The 19,286-nt window shown below is 49.3% G+C and carries 12 protein-coding genes; 4 read left to right on the top strand and 8 right to left on the bottom strand.

Annotation, left to right across the window (positions count from 1 at the left end):
• The first annotated feature begins 131 nt into the window (after positions 1–131).
• A complete protein-coding gene (locus LEUMU_RS28185; RefSeq protein ID WP_022953320.1) occupies positions 132–1,346 on the top strand; it encodes an SUMF1/EgtB/PvdO family nonheme iron enzyme in 1,215 nt (404 codons plus the stop codon).
• Here the strand turns inward: LEUMU_RS28185 and metH are convergent.
• Positions 1,318–5,010, bottom strand: coding sequence for a methionine synthase (gene metH, locus LEUMU_RS0116075; protein WP_022953319.1), 3,693 nt, complete (start codon positions 5,008–5,010; stop codon positions 1,318–1,320). The two genes, LEUMU_RS28185 and metH, sit on opposite strands and share 29 nt — an antisense overlap.
• A 108-nt stretch (positions 5,011–5,118) precedes the next feature.
• Between metH and LEUMU_RS26455 the strand changes: the two genes are divergently transcribed.
• The 3 genes from LEUMU_RS26455 (at position 5,119) to LEUMU_RS26450 (ending at position 7,658) form a co-directional block, all read left to right on the top strand.
• The gene (locus LEUMU_RS26455; protein ID WP_022953318.1) at positions 5,119–6,072 is read left to right on the top strand and encodes an ArsR/SmtB family transcription factor; all 954 of its coding nucleotides are present in this window, start codon (positions 5,119–5,121) and stop codon (positions 6,070–6,072) included.
• Positions 6,073–6,251: 179 nt separating this feature from the next.
• The gene (locus LEUMU_RS0116065; protein WP_281169929.1) at positions 6,252–7,145 is read left to right on the top strand and encodes an NAD(P)-dependent oxidoreductase; all 894 of its coding nucleotides are present in this window, start codon (positions 6,252–6,254) and stop codon (positions 7,143–7,145) included.
• A gap of 99 nt (positions 7,146–7,244) precedes the next feature.
• Positions 7,245–7,658, top strand: coding sequence for a YgjP-like metallopeptidase domain-containing protein (locus tag LEUMU_RS26450; protein ID WP_245570704.1), 414 nt, complete (start codon positions 7,245–7,247; stop codon positions 7,656–7,658).
• A 58-nt stretch (positions 7,659–7,716) separates the two neighbouring features.
• On the opposite strand, the gene LEUMU_RS0116055 is transcribed toward LEUMU_RS26450, so the two are convergent.
• The 7 genes from LEUMU_RS0116055 to LEUMU_RS0116025 all read right to left on the bottom strand — a co-directional run bounded on the left by LEUMU_RS0116055 (position 7,717) and on the right by LEUMU_RS0116025 (position 19,286).
• A complete protein-coding gene (locus tag LEUMU_RS0116055) occupies positions 7,717–8,187 on the bottom strand; it encodes a hypothetical protein (protein WP_022953316.1) in 471 nt (156 codons plus the stop codon).
• Positions 8,184–12,320, bottom strand: a complete 4,137-nt coding sequence (locus LEUMU_RS0116050) for a PASTA domain-containing protein (protein WP_022953315.1) — start codon at positions 12,318–12,320, stop codon at positions 8,184–8,186. The genes LEUMU_RS0116055 and LEUMU_RS0116050 overlap by 4 nt, the downstream gene beginning before the upstream one ends.
• A gap of 339 nt (positions 12,321–12,659) precedes the next feature.
• On the bottom strand, positions 12,660–13,358 hold the full coding sequence (mpaA, locus tag LEUMU_RS0116045) for a murein tripeptide amidase MpaA (protein WP_022953314.1): 699 nt from the start codon (positions 13,356–13,358) through the stop codon (positions 12,660–12,662).
• Between the two features lie 78 nt (positions 13,359–13,436).
• Entirely contained in the window at positions 13,437–15,266 is a 1,830-nt protein-coding gene (locus tag LEUMU_RS0116040) for an ATP-dependent nuclease (RefSeq protein ID WP_022953313.1), read from the bottom strand.
• A 177-nt stretch (positions 15,267–15,443) separates the two neighbouring features.
• The gene (locus LEUMU_RS0116035) at positions 15,444–16,004 is read right to left on the bottom strand and encodes a sarcosine oxidase subunit gamma (protein WP_022953312.1); all 561 of its coding nucleotides are present in this window, start codon (positions 16,002–16,004) and stop codon (positions 15,444–15,446) included.
• Positions 15,997–19,005, bottom strand: a complete 3,009-nt coding sequence (locus LEUMU_RS0116030; protein WP_022953311.1) for a sarcosine oxidase subunit alpha family protein — start codon at positions 19,003–19,005, stop codon at positions 15,997–15,999. The genes LEUMU_RS0116035 and LEUMU_RS0116030 overlap by 8 nt, the downstream gene beginning before the upstream one ends.
• Complete coding sequence (locus LEUMU_RS0116025; protein ID WP_022953310.1) at positions 19,002–19,286, bottom strand: sarcosine oxidase subunit delta; 285 nt, start codon at positions 19,284–19,286, stop codon at positions 19,002–19,004. Before LEUMU_RS0116025 ends, LEUMU_RS0116030 begins: the two co-directional genes overlap by 4 nt.

Genomic DNA, 19,286 nt, shown 5'->3' with positions numbered 1-19,286 from the left:
ATCTTGCTACAAAGTATTCGGGAGCAAATTTTCTAATAAAGTTGTGCTGATGCTTACGACCCGTATCATGAATGTTCCTGCATGGAGTGAATTGTCGTATTATTCCCCCACTTGTCTAAAATTACTCACCTATGCCCAAAATATTCATCAGTTACGGTCGTGACGAAAGCCATGGTCAAAGCCTCGCAACAGAAGCCCAGCAGCAACTTCAGGCCGCTGGCTTTGAGGTATTCCTTGATGTAATTGGCTTAAAGCCTGGGGACCGATGGGATACCAAGCTGGAATTTGAGCTAGAAACCAGCGATTTAGTGGTGCTGGTTATCTCAGAAAAAATCCGCACCTCTGACTGGGTATACAACGAAATCAGCATGGCCAGAGAAATTGGCTTACCGATTATTCCGGTTATTGCTGAACATGTGAGAATGCCTTTGTGGATCAGGCATTTGCAGGTGTTAGATTTTTCTATTCAAGTGAATTGGGAGCAGCTTTTTGATGCTATATTTTCCAAGCTAGATATAAACCCTGTCTTGAAAGCGGTTAAGCCTCCATCCGATACTTTCTCAACTAGTCCTAAATGGGCATCCAAATCGGGAGAAGACCAATTCGGCAAATATGCCGACATCCAAATCCAACATATAAAGCAACGTTTTCGCTATATTGAAGCAGGTGCTTTTCTGATGGGGTCTCCAGATTCAGAGGTTGGGCGTTTTAGTGATGAAGATCAGCATCTGGTGACCTTGACTCAGGGTTTTTGGTTGGGAGAAAGTGCTGTTACACAAGAGTTGTGGGAAGCGGTGACAGGTTCTCTACCAGCTTGCTTTACTGGAGATAAAAACCTTCCTGTATACAAGGTGGGTTGGAATGAGACTCAAGAGTTTATTAATACGCTTAATTTTCAGTTTAAGAGGCTGAGAGCTCGATTGCCTACGGAAGCTCAATGGGAATATGCATGTCGTGCTGGAACAACAAGCCCTTTTTCATTTGGCCAGCAGGTCACACCAAATCAAGTCAACTATATGGATGATTCGCAGGGGGAGGGAGTATTTCGGGTAAAACCATTACCTGTTAAGTCTCTTCCAGCTAATTCATGGGGTTTATATGAAATGCATGGGAATGTATCAGAGTGGTGTCAGGATGCTTGGTTGGAGAGGCTTGGGAGAAAAGCAGCGGTAGATCCAGAGGTAAGGCAGGGCGACGGATATGTTTTTCGTGGAGGCTCGTGGTATTACGACTCCAGGGGGATTAGATCAGCTGCCCGCAATAATGGATCTGGGGCAGCTGTGATGATGGTATCGGTTTTAGGATTTCGGTGGAAAGTTAAGTGCTTGGCACATACCCCAAATTAGGCGCCAACAAGCTCTCCGCCTTCTCCACAGTCACGCCCTTACGCTTGGCATAATCAGCAATCTGCTCCTGATCAATCTTCGCTACACCAAAATACTGCGACTCAGGATGCGAGAAATACCATCCACTAACAGAAGCCGCAGGCAACATCGCCCAGCTCTCTGTCATTGAAATCCCCGCATTTTCCTCAGGCTTCAACAGATCCCAAATCGTATCTTTCTGGGTATGGTCAGGGTTCGCGGGATAACCCGGCGCAGGGCGAATTCCTTGATACTGCTCTTTAATCAACGCCTCTTGCGACAAGTTTTCATCGGCCATATAACCCCAATGCTTGGTACGCACTTCGCGGTGCAAATACTCGGCAAATGCTTCAGCCAAGCGATCGGCAATCGCTTTGGCCATAATGCTGTGGTAGTCATCCTGATCCGCGTCATACTCAGCAACCAGCTTATCCAAACCGATACCCGCCGTTACGGCAAAGGCTCCAATATAATCCTGCACACCACTTTCTTTAGGTGCAATAAAGTCAGACAGCGACAGGTTAGGGCGATCCGTCGGATGTACCGTCTGCTGGCGTAAGCCAATCACCGTATCAAACACTTCAGACCGGGCCTCATCGGTGTAAATCTCGATGTCGTCATCATTCACGGTATTGGCAGGGAAAATACCAAATACCGCATGCGCCTGAACCGTGTCATCTTTGATAAAGCGTTCGAGCATCAGCTTAGCGTCGGCAAATAGCTTAGTCGCTTCTTCACCCAACTCAGGATCTTCCAGAATCTGTGGGTACTTCTTGCGCAGCTGCCAGGTGTGGAAGAATGGCGTCCAGTCGATTAGCTCGGCCAGTACCCGCAAGTCCATTTTCTCAATGACCTGCACGCCTTCAACCGCTGGCTTAGTCGCATCATAATGCGCCCAGTCGGTAGCTAATTTATTAGAACGCGCAATTTCCAAACGCAGGAAGTCCTGCTTTTTCATCTTGGCATTAAAGCGCTCGCGGTACTGATCGTATTCGGTTTCCAGCTCGGCAAGGTACGGCTCGCGCAGCGTCTCACTCAACAGCTTATTCACCACACCCACACAGCGCGACGCATCCGGTACATACACAACCGGTTGCTTGTAGTGCGGCGCAATTTTCACCGCCGTGTGCATTTTGGAGGTTGTTGCGCCACCAATTAGCAATGGAATATCAAAGCCCTGACGTGCCATTTCTTTAGCGACGTGCGACATTTCTTCCAGCGATGGTGTGATCAAACCGGAGATACCGATCACGTCAGCTTTATGTTCACGGGCCGCCGCAAAAATGGTTTCAGCCTTACACATAACGCCTAAGTCGATGACTTCGTAACCGTTACATTGCAGTACCACGCCGACGATATTCTTACCGATATCATGCACGTCACCTTTAGCGGTTGCCATGATCACGCGGCCATTACTCTTATCGACGCCTTCTTTTTCAGCGTCCATAAATGGCTCAAGGTAGGCAACGGCTTGCTTCATTACACGGGCTGATTTCACCACTTGTGGCAGGAACATTTTACCGGCACCAAACAAATCACCGACCACGTTCATACCGGCCATTAGCGGGCCTTCGATTAGCTCAAGCGGGCGGCCAACGGCTTCCAGCGCCTCGGCAGTATCCGCTGTAATGAATTCGGTAATTCCTTTAACCAGCGCATATTCAAGGCGCTTATTTACGGGCAGCTTGCGCCATTCTTCGTCTTGCTTCTCCGCTTTGGAGCCATCGCCACGGTATTTCTCAGCGATCTCCAGCAGGTTCTCAGTGGCTTCCGGCTTGCGGTTTAGCACCACATCTTCTACTGCATCGCGCAGCTCTTCCGGGATATCTTCGTAAATGGCTAGCTGTCCGGCATTTACGATACCCATGTCCATACCAGCCTGAATCGCGTGATACAGGAACACCGCATGAATGGCTTCACGCACCGGATTATTACCACGGAATGAGAACGAGACATTCGACAAACCGCCCGACACCATTGCATGTGGCAGGGTTTGCTTGATCTGGCGCGTGGCTTCGATAAAGTCGATGCCGTAGTTATTGTGCTCTTCCATACCCGTCGCAATCGCGAAGATATTCGGGTCGAAGATAATGTCTTGCGGTGGGAAGCCAACTTCATTCACCAGAATGTTGTAGGCGCGTGTGCAGATTTCTACTTTGCGATCAATGGTGTCGGCTTGGCCTTCTTCATCAAATGCCATGACCACCACGGCCGCACCGTAGCGCATGCACAATTTAGCGTGTTGGATGAATTGCTCAACACCTTCTTTCATGCTGATCGAGTTGACCACACACTTGCCTTGCACGCATTTCAAACCCGCTTCGATCACTTCCCATTTTGAGGAGTCGATCATCACCGGTACGCGTGAAATATCTGGCTCAGCGGCAATCAGGTTTAGGAAGCGCTGCATGACTTTCTTCGAGTCCAGCAGACCTTCATCCATATTGATGTCGATGATTTGCGCGCCGTTTTCAACTTGCTGCAAAGCCACGGTCAAGGCAGCATCATAATCTTCTTCAACGATCATGCGCTTAAATACAGCCGAACCAGTCACGTTTGTGCGCTCGCCCACATTTAAGAACAGTGAGTCAGCCGTAATCGTCAGTGGCTCAAGCCCAGATAAACGACACGCCACCGGAATTTCCGGAATCTCACGAGGCGGCAAGCCATCAACCGCTTCGCGCATCGCTTTAATGTGCGCAGGGCTGGTACCACAGCAGCCACCGATAATATTTAAGAAGCCACTTTGCGCCCATTCCTGAACGTGCGCCGCCATGTCTTCTGGCGTCTCGTCATAACCACCAAATGCGTTTGGCAGACCCGCGTTCGGATGAGCAGACACATGGGTGTCTGCAACGCGGGATAGCTCTTCCACGTACTGACGCAATTCTTTAGCACCCAGCGCACAGTTCAAGCCGATAGACACTGGCTTGGCATGGCACATGGAGTTCCAGAACGCTTCCGTGGTTTGACCGGATAGGGTACGACCTGAGGCATCGGTAATGGTACCGGAGATCATAATCGGCAGGCGGAAACCTTGGTCTTCAAACACTTGCTCAACCGCAAAAATAGCTGCTTTGGCATTCAGGCAGTCAAAAATAGTTTCGATCAGAATCAGATCAGAACCACCACGAATCAGTGCTTCGCAGGCTTCAGAGTAGGCTTCAACCAAGTCATCAAAAGTGACGTTACGAAAGCCCGGATCGTTCACATCGGGAGACAAGCTCGCGGTACGATTGGTTGGGCCAATAACACCGGCAACGTAGCGTGGCTGTCCCGGAATTTTTGCTTCGATCTCATCACAGGCCTGACGAGCTAAGCGTGCAGACTCTTCACAGATCTCAGCAGCTAGCGATTCCATTCCATAATCCGCCATCGCGATTTGCGTGCCGTTAAAGGTATTGGTTTCGATAATGTCCGCACCAGCTTCTAAGTACTCGGTATGGATGCCTTTAATCAGGTCTGGCTGAGTCAGGCTCAACAGATCATTGTTACCACGCAGGTCGCTTGGCCAGTCGGCAAACCGTTCACCCCGATAGTCAGCTTCTTCCAGCTCGTGCCGCTGGATCATGGTGCCCATTGCGCCATCGAGAATTAAGATGCGTTTTTTCAGAGCGTCTTCAAAGGCTTGCGAGTTGGCTGACATGGTTAAATCCTATGGTATTTCGGGTGAACGTGTGTGGTAGAGTAGCGCAGAACAATATCACACCTGATATGCAAATATAAACATATCTTTATATGACTGGATGAGTGAATGCAAAATCTTGATACTTTGTTAGCCGCATTGCGCGCAGCAGGCGAACATACCCGTTTGCGCTTATTGGCCCTGTGCGCCCGAAGTGAGCTGAGCGTAACGGAGCTGACGAAGATCCTCGGACAAAGCCAGCCGCGTGTCTCACGCCATTTAAAGCTGATGGTGGAAGCTGGTTTATTGGAGCGTTTTCCGGAAGGTGCGCAGGTATTTTATCGGTTGTCCGATCGCGCCTCGGTTGCGCCATTAGCACAGGCTTTGGTCGCCTTGCTGCATGAGGATGATGCGGTCCTCAGTCGGGATTTGTCGCGCCTTAAACAAGTCACCGATGCCCGCGCGTTGGAAGCTCAAGCCTACTTCGACAAGATCGCCGGACACTGGGAAGAGGTGCGCCAATTCCATGTCGCGCAAGAAGAAATCGAAGCCGCACTCAGAGCGGCTGTTGGTGAAAACAAGGTCAGTGACCTACTGGATATCGGTACCGGAACAGGACGGACTCTGGAGCTATTAGCCGACCGTACGCAGCGAGGTATTGGCATCGACTTTACCAGCGGCATGTTGGCGGTGGCGCGGACTAATCTTAAGCAAGCGGGTTTGTCGCATTTGCAGGTGCGCAAGGGTGATATGTATCAGCTGCCGATGGATGATCAGAGTTTTGATTTGATCACAATGAATCTGGTGCTGCATTTTAGTGATGACCCCGCCGAAGCGATTCGTGAAGCGGCGCGGGTATTAATGCCGACCGGGCGTTTGTTTGTGGTGGATTTTGCGGCGCACACTGAAGAGTATATGCGTAAGGAATATCAGCACCGCAGGCTTGGCTTTACGGATGAGGAAATTCGAAGGTATTTTACCTCGGCGGGTTTGATTCCGGCCGTGCCGCAGCAGTTTGTGGGCGACCCGTTGACGGTGAAGATTTGGTCGGCTAGTGCGGTGCCGCTCAATTACATGGAATGAAAGTCCAGCAGTAAGTAAAAAGCTCAGCAGCCTGTTGGGCGAACTACCATCAGTAAGCTGTACATATCGACCGATACAAATTCATCGAGCCATTGATACTCTATTGCCAATTTATTGGCGCCTGCCCGCCAGCTAAGGCACAATAGCCCGACTCAATTTATTCAACCAATTATCCACACGTGAGGGGAACACGCATGAGCAAATTTAATGTCGCTTTTATCGGCTTAGGAGTAATGGGTTATCCAATGGCCGGGCACCTGGCCGCTGCCGGACACTCAGTGTGTGTTTACAATCGCACCACCAGCAAAGCCGAAGCTTGGGTTGCCGAGCACGGTGGACGCTTTGAAACCACTCCAGCGGCTGCTGCAAAAGGCGCTGACTTCGTATTCTCCTGCGTGGGTAACGACGATGATTTGCGTAGTGTCACCACCGGCGAAGTGGGTGCTTTTCAAACCATGGCAGCCGGTGCAATCTTTGTCGATCACACCACTGCCTCCGCTAATGTCGCTCGTGAGTTAGCGGCCAAAGCCAGTGAGTTAGGCTTTGGCTTTATTGATGGCCCGGTTTCTGGTGGCCAGCTCGGTGCTGAAAATGGCGTCCTCACTGTAATGTGCGGCGGCGAGCAGGCCACATTTGATCGCGTTAAACCATTGATTGATTGCTTTGCTAAGTCAGCTCAGTTAATGGGTGATGCCGGTGCCGGCCAGTTAACCAAAATGGTGAATCAGATTTGTATCGCTGGTTTAGTGCAGGCACTATCTGAAGGTGTCGCATTTGCTGAAAATGCAGGTTTAGATGCTAAGCAGGTCTTTGATGTGATCGGCAAAGGTGCGGCACAATCCTGGCAGATGGATAACCGTCATGAGACCATGATTGATGGCAAATTTGACTATGGTTTTGCTGTGGATTGGATGCGTAAAGACCTGAGCTTGTGTTTTGAAGAAGCGCAGCGTAATGGTTCTGAGCTGCCAGTCGCTGAGTTGGTCGATACCTTCTACGCTGAAGTGCAAGCCAATGGTGGTAATCGTTTTGATACCTCTAGCTTGGTCACGCGCTTACCGCGCAAAGCATAATTCCCAATGGCAGATCTGAATTACTATCTGAAAGGCTATCCCCCGAACGTGCTGCAGCAAGTGCAACGCTTGATTGATTAGCAGCGCTTGGGGGAGGTCTTGCTAAAGCGTTATCCGACGGCGCATGAGTTTGGCTCTAATAAAGCGCTGTACGATTATGTGCTGGATTTGAAAAGCAGCTACCTCAAGCAGTCATCGGCGCTGAGTAAAGTGGTTTACGATGACAAGATTCAGGTGATTAATCAGGCGCTTGGCTTGCATACGCAAATCTCGCGAGTGCAGGGCGGCAAGCTAAAGTCGAAGAATGAAATCCGAATTGGCTCGGTGTTTAAGCGTGCGCCATTACCTTTTCTGAGGATGATCTGCGTGCACGAATTAGCGCATTTAAAGGAAAAGGATCACAACAAGGCATTCTATAAGTTGTGTAATTATATGGAACCGGATTATCACCAGCTGGAATTTGATGTGCGCTTGTTTTTGACCTGTCAGGATCAGTTTGGGGATTTGTATTAAAAAAATTCCGGGGAGATTGCTCGCCCCGGAATGGCTTCTTGCCGTGTTTTAATCAGCCTTAGGGGTAGGTGTTCACACCCGGAAAAGCTGAGGTAATCAAGCTTCGCGTGTAATCATGCCAAGGCCTTAAACCGTCAGGCGCAGCCCTTAGCGTACCTTGCCAGTTAAAACTGACTGCTGGTAGATCGCCGCTACTACAAGTCAGCGTATAACCGGCTGCATCAAACACATCGCTTTGTTGCTTGTCAGCTTCCATACATAAGGGCGTGGCCAAGCTAGCCAGAGTTGCGCATTGCTCAGCACTAACCGCTGCTACATGGCGATAGACCGAGGCCTTCTCCTGCGTTTCGCGGCTGAGAATAGCCTGCTTGGCAGTGCAGTCAATTTGTAACTGCTCCACCAAGGCTCCCTGTTTTCCACCAACGATCTGATAGTCATAACGAGCACTATCAGGCGTTAAGGCGTTGCTATCGGAGGCCGGCATATTGCAGGCCCCCAAAAAGCAGCTTAGGTAAATAACACGCTTCACTTCGTTCTCCGTTTACGCGCTGCTGCGATAAAGCCAACACCACCCAATAACATCAGCAACCAAGGGCTCATCGAGCCACCGCCACTTTTGCCTTTGGATATGATCAGGTCGATCAAGCTACCGGCGTTGACTGGGCTATCTGCCGTTGGAGTCTGGCTCATGACATCACCAGAAGCGACCGTTTTGCTGTGCTCTTCCTTGATACTACCGACAACTAATCCGGCCGCTTCAATTGCAGCAATGGCCTCATCTTTGGTTTTGCCAACCACATCAGGCACCATAAGCAGCACTTGTTTGTCGATGTACAAACCGTTCAGTAAGGTTGCAGACTCACCATCTGTGGATAGTGTGATATTACGGAAGCCAATCGCCGCATCGGCATCAACTGTCACATTCACAATCGCTTCAGTCGGTGAGTTTACCGTCACGCTATTAACCGTCACGTTATCACCAAATGAGGCAGTCGTCACACCCGTTTCAAAGTGAGTATTAGTACCAGACACGGTTACCGAAGTGGTTTGGGATTGCTGCAGATTTTTCGGTGAAATCTCGCTAATCACCGAAATTGAGCTTTCTGAACCAATCAATAGCGCATCGTCTAGCGTCATACTGCCTGCGGTGAGCGTTCTGAAACCGATTGGCGCACCGGCTGCAACCGTTACCTCAATCGTGGCTTCGGTATCGCTAACACGAGTAACCGAGTCAACCGTTACACCGGTGCCAAGCTCCACAGCCATATCATCAGTGAATGTAGTATTGATTCCCTGAATGGTCAGCGTAGCGGTGGTGCCTTGAATCAGGCGAGTCGGTGTCAGGCTGAGAACACTCGCGGCAGTGGTTGCCGTTTCAATGGTGATAATGCCTTTGCCTTCCGCAATCTCTACACCACTACCCAGCGCCGTTTTGGCGATTAGGTTGAGGGTGACCAGATCGGCAGTCTCTGCAACATCCACCACAAAGGATAGAGAGGTTGGTGACAGGATTTGAATATCAGAGATGGTAACGCCGCTGATATCGCTACCGTCAGCCAGACTAAAGCTAACCTCAGTGGCTGAACCCCAGTTGGTGTTCAGGCCAGTAAAGAAGACCGTTGCACGTGCACCGCGAGGAAGCTTACGGATGCTGGAAGTAATAACCGCTGGCTCAGTGGTTGAGCGTAGGATATTGAAGATGGTATTGACGTACTCACTGTCATCACCACTGTTTACTTCATCGATCTTCGCGAAAGTACCACCGGTTTCAGCCGAGATCACGGAGAACAGCTGAACAGAGCTTGCTGTTAACGCGCTAAAGGCATCGCCTGAGATAACCACCCGATAGTTAGCATCTTCATAGCTAGAGCTTAGCTCCAGATAATACGTGCCATCGGCCTCTGGTGTGAAGCTAGCCGTTTCAATGGTTTCATTGTAGGCAGTGAGTGTCGAAGAGGCGTAGCCGCTAAGCTTCATATCTTGCTCGATACCTTCATCGTCCAGCAATCTAAGCGTGGTGTATTTGCTGGCATTCATTTGGCTGAGTGCGAGGGTGTAAGTGTTACCGGCCTCTAGTGCGGCTTTAAAGAAGTCCTTGTCTTCGCTGGTTTCGATCGTACCGATTAAGATGGCACCGGTATTAATTTCGCTGGCAGTCTCAATGCTGTCGCCAACAATATCGACGCCATCAGCCGTGCCCGGAACTTCGATTGAGCCACCGATTTCATCGCCTTCCTCATCAAAGCCGGGTTTACCCTGAGCATCTGCAAGCAAGCTAGGCTTGAAGGTTTCGCTGGAGCAATCACCGGAAAGAATGGTGTTCACTGTAACGCCACGGCTACGCAGGTCAGAAATAACGCCCGCCATATCAACACCCGGCTGAGCAGATGCATCGGTCGCCACCAGAATAGTACCGCCAGCACGAACGAGTTTACTAGCCGCCAGCAAGCCGTGAGCACTGTACTCAGGGCAATCGCCACCGCCAGAGGCACTGAGTCCATTAACCGCATCACGCATGGCACTTAAGTCATTGGTGGTGAGGCGGTGGGTGACATTGTCTTTAAAGGTAAGCAGGTGAATGGTTGGTGCTTCTTCGCCTTCACCTAGAGAGCCTTCTAAAGCTGTGATGTAGTTAGCCAAAGCCTGACTCACACCACTAATTTCTTCAGACATGGAGCCGGTATCGTCGATCACGAATACCACTGACGCACCATTAAGGATGCGCACATCACTCCAGTATTCAGTGGATGCACTCGGTGTTGCAGGAGCGGTCGTGCTTTTTGCAGTGACTACCCAACGCACTAGCGAGCCTTCACTTAATGCCGCATCAACATCGGCAGCAGATGGCGTGTAAGTCGCGACATTACCCAGTGATGCATCATGTGTTTCTGTTGTAAAGTTGCTGGCAAAAAAGCGCACATGATTGTCGTTTAGTGGGTTGCCTGCACCGGCGCCATTTTTGTTCCAAGTGAAGTTGGTTGTGGTATCCAGTGTTGAGCGATCAGATGGTGTCAGTTGCTCAGGAGCGATCTTGTGTAGTCCGAATAACTTACCATGGCTGGCTTTTTCTTCATTCGCTTTACCGGCAACCAAGGCATCCCACACATCACCAATTTTGGTCGCACCGGAGTTTTTAATCGACTGGAATAATGATCGGGGTGACATGGCGATTTCTTCGCCATCAGCAGCAGCATCTACCAAATCCCATAGCGTGGTCATGACGGACAGTTCGTTGTCTTCACCGACGCCAATATCATTCTCAAGGTGGTTGGTAATGGTGGTGTCTTCAGTATCCTGATATTGCATATCGCCGACATTGGGAATGCCTAGCGAGGCAAAGCCCATCTGGTGTAATCCCGATACCGCGAAGAACGTAGGCCAGCCTTCGCCCCATGCTAAACGCACGCCGACATCTTTACTGCCACGGCTGGTTGAGAGATTGGCACTGCTGCTGTGAGGGCCACCTGGATTATCCTCAAAGTTGTAGGCATCCATAACGTAATGGCCGTACTCATGCAAGGTCACATCCCAATCCCAGCGATCGAGTTGCAGAATATGCAGCTCGGAGCCATTGAATAATGACGTCGATTCAGTGGTTGGGAAGCGGGTGGTTAGCTTGGCGGGCGCTGAGCCGTTAAGTAATGAAATATACGCGCCACCAGCGACTAAGGCGTGATGCACACTAAATGCTTGGCCACCGATGCTGCTGTTATCCGCCGTGAGGTTGACGACTAAAGTACTGCCATCGGCTTGGTCCTCATGCACGGTTGACTGCATAAAGTAGGTGCTGCCGGACGCGGTATCGGGTTTGACATCCGCAACGCTTGAGCTGGCCAGTACTTTGACATAAACGTCCGGCCCTTCGACCACATCATCATGATCGACAACCACCGAGTACATGCCGCTGGCATTTGTGGTAGTGGTTTGTAGGAGGTCGTCCCCTAGTATGTCGTCATCATAAATTTCGACTTTTGCACCGGGTAGCGGGTGAGTATTACCGGCGCTATCGGTCCACAGCACCGTACCATTAACCGTCATGGTGACTGGCTTGGTCAGCGCTTTTTGGGCTGGAATTGGAAAGGCCTGGTCGACTAAGACTTCACTGGCGCGGCGTTTCGCAGCAGGCATTGGGGCATTCGTTTCAACCGTTGTGGCGCGGAATAAGGATGAGACTTCATCACTTTTACGCTGTAAGCCAGAGGCATCTCTAGCTGCAATTTTGGCATATAAAGGGCTGGATGCGTTTAGGTAAACAACGTCATTTTCCTCAACGCCATAGAGCTTTGTCATGCGCTTAAATAGCTCAAGGCCGCTATCTGAAAATGCGGTGACACTAATGGTGATCTCGCCTTCATCGGCTACGTTATTAGCGCTAACGGGCAGTTCAATTGTTAATGTGCTGTCGCTGTCTAGTTGCTGGTTTAGTGAGGCCTGCAAGGCTCCGGATGAGCTCACGTCGATTGTTAAATAATCAGCGCCGGTATGCGGCGTTAGGGTGAGTTGTACAACTCCGGATTCACCGGCGGCTAGGCTGGCGGGCGTACTAATGTCGATATTTAGGTTTTTGGGAGACTCTGCGTAGAGCGGGGGGCTCAATAGCGCAGTGACTAGCGTTATCAGTAATAGCGGGCGGTTCAAACTCCACCCATTGACAGATTTCATCGGTTCTCTCCTCTGTTTTATAACGTTTTTTCGGTGGTAGATAAGTGGCTTGCACGCGTTTGTCGTGTACTATTTTTATCAAAAGCGTGGTGAATCAATAGCGTTCGATTCTAAGTGTAGGAAAATTTAGACTTGTTGTCTTTATTATATGGCTTATATTTTGTTATTTCGTGCGGAGGACAGATGAGGGGTATTTTTTTGGCGATTTTCGGTATTTGCTTCTCGCCCAATTGAGCTTGATATGATTTTTGAGGAGAGGGTATCAAGCTTAGAGTTGGGCAAGGTGTGGCTAGGTATTTAAGTCCAGCTGAGGGGCTAAGGTATGGCTAGTTCTTCAATTTAATTTAAGGAGTATTTCCCCAGTAACAAGGCATTCAACACACCCAAATGCTTCGCCTGCATTGACCAGATCGACTCTGCCGGTAACTCATAAGTAATCACCGGCAAATCCCCATCTGCACACCAAGAGCCAAACGAACCCGGCGTAGGATCACCAACATCAGGTACCAAGGGTAAGTCAGTTTGCTGCGCCATCCATTGCCCAAGCGGTGACGCCAGTGGATCATCAATACAGCCCAACGGCCCATGCATAGAAATAATGTGATTGGGCTGTAAGTCAGTGATCAGCTTAATCAGTGCTTGAGTCTCCGGCTCAGAAGCAGCATGGCTACCCGAAGAGAGTGCAACTTCCTGCGGGCGACCATGCTCCCAGCGATGGCAAACATCAGCCTCTTGCCAGTTTTGAGCGGGGAAGTTGCGGTTTAAATCCACGCCATTAGCATTAGCGCGAGTGCCGCGAACCAAGCCATCTGGATTCGCCGCAAGCACTACTGCGCAGTGAGTTAAAGGCACATCTAAACAACGCAATGCTTTGGATAACAACACCGTGGTTTCCGGCTCTTCGCCATGAATACCAGCGAAGATTAGTAGCTCGGCTTGCTTGCTCGGCAAGTAAACTTCCAAAGCTGCACCTTGTACGGATTTTCCGTAAGTGGTTGCAGAGTGGTGAATATGGCCTCGGTGTTGATGTGCTCTCATTGTGTTACCCCAGTATTTGATTACTGGGTACTATCTAAACACTCTCAGGCTTGGCTTACGCTTAATTTGATCAGGTCATTAAGTAACAATCTCTCTCAAAAACTCTAATAATTCAGTCTCAATTACCGACTGCCACTCCGCTTTTGTCATTTCTCCAAAAACATCAAAGTTGTTTTTCTCCTTAAAGTTGGGCCTTGGGTTGTAGCCATCTTTGTATTCTTTAATGAGTTTTTTCATATTGGTGTTCGGTTCAATGTCTGGAAAACTACCGACTTCAAGGCTATACATCCGCTCAAAAGCTCGTGGGTGGTAATAGTTTTCCAGACAACTTTTATGGAGGATGTAAGATCTGCCTTTTTGTTTATTATCTCTAAAACTGGAAGCTCTTACTGATTGCTTTTCTAACTTTCCTTGATGCTTGTCGCTATCAATAATTAAGTAAAGCTCTCTGCCAGAGCCATCAAAATAATCTATATTTAAGAAGCTGTCTATGTCTTCACCTCCCCCAAACGGCAATACAAGAACATGATCTACTCCAAGTAGTGAGCTCCCAATCAGCTCTTTAGAAATCAGGTCATAAAATCGGGCATCGTTATGGCTTTCTACGAATACAATTTTTTCGTGTTTGTCTCTCAAGTTGTATGATGGCTTTATTCCTAATTCATCAACGATGCTATCCATGAAGCTTTGCGCTCCTCGCAGAGAGTGGTTCTCATATGAAGACCCATTTGTCTTCTTGCATAAGATTACCGATTCTATACTCGTAGCACCTACAAATACTGGGCTATGTGTAGCTATAATTACTTGGTTTTCATCAGAAAGTTCTAAAAAGGCACTCAGCAGATCCTTTTGAGCAGAGGGATGGAGAAAAGTCTCTGGCTCTTCAATCAGATAAATGACTCTTAGCCCTTTATTTTTCTCAGCTAAGTATCGAAATCTAGCCACCATGAATAGGCGCCGATAGCCTGCTCCTTTATGACTCATCGGTATCGGCTTGTGGTCTCCCTCAAGTTGAAATGATACATCGACGCTTTTAATGGCATCTTTCCAAGAAAATACGGGCTTTATTTCCACACCTTTGAGGCCTGATACATATTCAGTCATATAGCCCTTAACTGAGTCCGCTTCTTTTTGCATTTCTGCAGCAATTTCTTTCTCGACCAGAGCAAGCTTGTGATTATCAGTGCTCTCTCTATCTAAGTAATCCTGTACCTCACTTACTGAGGTGGACTTAAATCTTGTATCTGCTTCTAGGCCATAGTCAGCCTTAAATAACTCAACCTCTGGAAGCAAGGAGGTAACTTTATATGCGTCATCAATATAGTTATTAGTTCTGCCAAAGCTCTGAGCTACGCAGTATTCTATAATGTGCTGTATTTTTTCGACCTTTGAGTTTCGACCTTTGCCTTGCACTGGAATCTCAATATTGTAGCGCTCGAGTATTTCACGCAATTGTTCATCTGTTTTTCCGTAAAGAAAACGGAAGTCTTCAGGCTCAAAATCACTCATGAGAATTTGTTCTAGCTCAAAGCTTTTTTTTACCAAAGTATCATTCTTGGGGGCTGAAACTATTTTTTTTATAGTTAAGCTTTCGTTGATCAGAAGGTCATTTAGGAAGCAGTCTAAACCATCAGTTTTTTTGACTTTTGATTTAACTTTCGACTCAAGAAGACTGCGTAGATCATCCGATGAGAATTGACAGGAAATCTCTATTTGTTTGCCGGGATCATTGAAGTCAGTTGAAGAAATAGGGTGATTCTTAGGGTCTAAGAATGTGGCTATTGCACTCAGCACTATAGACTTTCCCGCATCATTCTGGCCCACAACTGAGGTGTAGTTGTTTAGGGGGATTTGTTGCTTTTCTTTTATCCCCCGATAGTTAGTTATTTCAATGTACTTAATGATCAAGCCCTTACTCTCCTTGCTTACTAACCTTACGAATTAGCCTGTTAAGATACCTGACAGGTAGCTTGTTTTTTCAGCTGTGAGTCTGGAGCTTATCAACTTATTCCAGTAAAGTGTTTAAAAAATATAAAATACCGGTGGTGCGAGTTTTCGGTATTTTGAGAGAGTTAAGTGTGTTGGCTACACAATCTCAACCCCAAACTGCTCCGCACTCTCCACCAGCAACTCCCAAAGCGAGACCGCAAACCCTCGTGGCACAAATAATTCATAGCCGCCATCACGACGAAGCAATGTCACGCCAACATGATGAAATGCCGTAGAGGCTACGCTCTCATCTGTAAACGAAGCCTCTCGTAAATCCAGCGGCAAATGACGATTTAATAGCTCTGCCGCGTATTCTCCCTCAATTCGAACACAGGTTCGTGAGTGGGATAAGTCCAGTACTGCACCTTCCTCCGCGCTTAACTCGGGCAGTTCAGCATCACCTAACAGCAACCACTTCAACGGCTCAATTCGCAATAAACTCGCTTTACTACCCACGGCACTTTTGCCAGGCTTAGGCGCTGCATCACAGCCTGCGATTTCCGCCGCTTTTGCACCAACAGCCATCAAAGTATCTGGCCATGCCGCGATCTGTTTAAGCTGTAAATTGCTTATCTCACTTAAGGTTACGCCGGTATGATTTGCGCCAAAGTGACCGGCTTGATAATGCGCCGCCAATGCGGACTCTCGATTAGCCATGCATTCTTTCTCCGCTTGGGTCATACATATGGGGTGAGACGATTTCGACTTCGATATTGCCATCGCGCACGGGGTCGGCGGCGATTACTGTTTTGCCAGCCCATGCCTCATGGCCGCCCTCGATAAAGCCAAGGCCAATCCAGTGGCCGAGTGCAGGGGAGTGGGTGACGGCGGTAATACGGCCTTTGCCATGTCCGGAAGCTTCGGTTTCGTCACACAAAATCGCACCGGCATTAAAGGTTTTGCTGCGATCTTTTGGGAAGATGCCCACGAGTTGCTCTCGACCTTCGTGAATTAGGTCGGGGCGCTGGCGTAAGCTACTGCCGATAAATGACTTAGTTGGTGATGCCATTTTGCCTAAGCCTGCATCATCAATGGTTACACGGCCATCCAGCTCGGCACCGGTGACATGGCCTTTTTCAATTCGCAATGCGCCCAGCGCTTCCAAGCCATACAAGCAACCATCCAGAGACTCGGCAGCTGGCCACAACAAATCCATCATGGCAGAGGCATAGTCGGAAGGTACATAAGCTTCAAAGGCACGTTCACCGGAGAAACTAATGCGTGCAATGCGGCAAGGAATGCCGCCTTTCAACGTGGTATTTAGCACGCCCATAAATGGCAATGCTTCATTGGTGATGAGTGATGGATCTTCCACGCAAGCGTTCAATACATCGCGGGATTTTGGTCCGGCAATTGCGCAGCCCGCCCATTGCTCAGACACTGAGGTGACATGCACTTTCAAATCCTGCCAGCGGGTTTGCAATAGCTCTTCCAAAAATACCATGACTTTGCCCGCTTGTGCCGTAGTGGTGGTCATGAAGTAGTCGGTTTCAGATAAGCGCCAGGTGGTGCCATCATCCATCACGATGCCATCATCGCGCAGCATAATGCCGTAACGTGCTTTGCCAATTGGCAGCTTGGCGAAGGGGTTGCTGTAAACGCGATTTAAAAATTCCGTGGCGTCTGGCCCCTGAATGGCTATTTTACCGAGTGAAGTCACATCGCACAGGCCAACCGTTTTGCGCACGGTGGTGGCTTCGCGAATATACGCTTCGGTAATGGTTTCACCTTCGCGTGCAAAATACCACGGGCGCTGCCAGAGTCCGGCATCGGTCATGGTTGCGCCATGAGCTAAGTTCCATTCGTGCATGGCTGTGCGGCGCAAAGGACGGAAATGATGATCGACATTGCGGCCACGTAAAGCACCTATGGAAACCGGCGTGTAAGGTGGACGGAATGTAGTGGTGCCGACTTGTGGGATCTCTTTTCCTAAGGCTTCAGCCATTAGCGCCAAGCCGATGATATTACCCATTTTCCCGCCATCGGTTGCCATACCTAAAGTGGTGTAGCGCTTTAGGTGTTCAACAGAAACAAAGCCTTCCTGATGGGCCAGGCGGATGTCGTCGGTGGTGACATCGTGTTGTGGGTCGACGAAGCATTTGTACTTTTTGTCGGGGACTGTAATTTCATATAAAGGCAGGATTGGGGTTTCCCAGCCGCCGATTTCTGGTGAATTAGTTGGGGCTGTTTTTGTACCTGCCAAACCAGCAATCGCCTTAGCCGCCGCAAACTGTCCTGACTGCTCACAAGCCTCAGTGTGCCAAACACCTGCTGCTGCACCAGCCATATAAATAGGCTCTTTAATTTCTGGCGCAATAAAGCAAGCATTCTCTGCATTCCAAAATGGCCGCACACTGCGATGTGAAATCAAGTTCACCACTGGCGACCAACCGGCAGATACCAGCAGTAAATCACAATCAATACTGCCTGCGGCCTTCCATTCTAGTTTGTCGCTCTTTGAGTTAGCTGCCTCAGCAATTTCCAGTTTATTAATCCGGCGACCACCACGAGCGCGTAATGGCACAGTATTAAATCGCAGATCAATGCGCTCATGTTTAACCGACGCTTTTAGCGATTCAGAAACGCTATCCCGCGCATCCAATAACGTCACTTTCGCACCGGCCTCAGCCAGCTCGGCCGCAACCCCATAAGCCGAATCATTATTCGTCGAGACAATAATATTCTCACCCGGCAGCACACCATACCGGTTCAGATAAACCCGACCCGCATTCGCCGTCATGATCCCCGGTTTGTCGTTATTGCCAAAGGCTAAATGCCGCTCCATTGCGCCTGTTGCGAGAATCGTTTGCTTAGCGCGCACGGTCCAAAATCGCTGGCGTGGTTGATGGGTTTCAGGATGCGTCAGATGACCGGTGACATTTTCCAGCAAACCCGCTGTGCCATAGTCATATAAACCAAATGCGGTCGTGCGGGGCATCATTCGAACGCCTGCGTCTTTCAGCGCAGCCAATTGGCTTTGCAAATGCGCTTCGAACTCCTCATCCGCACGGTTTAATAAATCACCACCCAACTCACTATCTTGCTCAACCAGCAACACATCCAAACCCGCTTGCGCAGCCTCTAATGCCGCAGCTAATCCCGCAGGGCCGGAGCCCACTACCAACACATCGCAAAAGCCATGCGCATGGTCATATTTATCAGGATCAGGCTCGCGTGAGGCCGTTCCCATGCCGGCGGCTTTGCGGATAATTTTCTCGTACTTCATCCATAAGCCAGTGCCTTTACCCCATTCAAATGGCGGCAAGCCCATAAAGGTTTTATAGTAAAACCCCGCTGAGAAAAATCGCCCGAATAAGCCATTGATGGCATTCAGATCATTACGCACAGTGGGCCATGCGTTTTGGCCGCTGGCGATCAGGCCTGCTTGTAATACTTGTTGGGTTGCTTTGACATTGGGGTCACGGCGATTATCCGCGCCAATGGTAATAATCGCACCGGACTCTTCAACCCCTGCCGACATAATGCCGCGGGGTCGGTGGTACTTAAAACTACGGCCCAGTACGTATTGCTTGTTAGCTAATAGTGCCGAGGCCAATGTATCGCCTTCATAGCCGATAAACGCTTTGCCATCCCAGCTAAACATTATCGGTTTATTGCGATCAATACGTCCGCCATGGGCTAATCGTTTGGCACTCATTTGGAAGCCTCCAATGCAGCAGCCATGCCAGCATGCGCAGGGCGGATTGAGTGGATTTCGTGCGTCATGGTATCTCGCTCGATGATCAGCCACATGCGGCAGCCATTCACATGATGCCAGGTTTCCGCTTGTACACCGCGAATGTTTTCACGCATAAAGACTGCATCGTGCCATTCCTCAATCGGTGCATCGAGTGCAGGGTATTGAATCGACGCATCGCTGCCGTAGGTAAATTCGCTGTGGTCGCGCTCGCCACAGAAAGGACAATTAATTCGTATCAT

The organism is Leucothrix mucor DSM 2157, assembly GCF_000419525.1.
GTDB classification, from domain to species: Bacteria; Pseudomonadota; Gammaproteobacteria; order Thiotrichales; family Thiotrichaceae; genus Leucothrix; species Leucothrix mucor.
The sequence above is the reverse complement of the archived record's forward strand: the minus strand, read 5'-3'. Positions and strand labels throughout refer to the sequence as shown.

What these genes read in the sequence shown, in the direction of transcription:
- LEUMU_RS28185 (WP_022953320.1), top strand. Translation starts at nt 132, where the DNA reads ATGCCCAAAATATTCATCAGTTACGGTCGTGACGAAAGCCATGGTCAA.
- metH (WP_022953319.1), bottom strand. Translation starts at nt 5,010, where the DNA reads ATGTCAGCCAACTCGCAAGCCTTTGAAGACGCTCTGAAAAAACGCATC.
- LEUMU_RS26455 (WP_022953318.1), top strand. Translation starts at nt 5,119, where the DNA reads ATGCAAAATCTTGATACTTTGTTAGCCGCATTGCGCGCAGCAGGCGAA.
- LEUMU_RS0116050 (WP_022953315.1), bottom strand. Translation starts at nt 12,320, where the DNA reads ATGAAATCTGTCAATGGGTGGAGTTTGAACCGCCCGCTATTACTGATA.
- mpaA (WP_022953314.1), bottom strand. Translation starts at nt 13,358, where the DNA reads ATGAGAGCACATCAACACCGAGGCCATATTCACCACTCTGCAACCACT.
- LEUMU_RS0116035 (WP_022953312.1), bottom strand. Translation starts at nt 16,004, where the DNA reads ATGGCTAATCGAGAGTCCGCATTGGCGGCGCATTATCAAGCCGGTCAC.
- LEUMU_RS0116030 (WP_022953311.1), bottom strand. Translation starts at nt 19,005, where the DNA reads ATGAGTGCCAAACGATTAGCCCATGGCGGACGTATTGATCGCAATAAA.
- LEUMU_RS0116025 (WP_022953310.1), bottom strand. Translation starts at nt 19,286, where the DNA reads ATGATACGAATTAATTGTCCTTTCTGTGGCGAGCGCGACCACAGCGAA.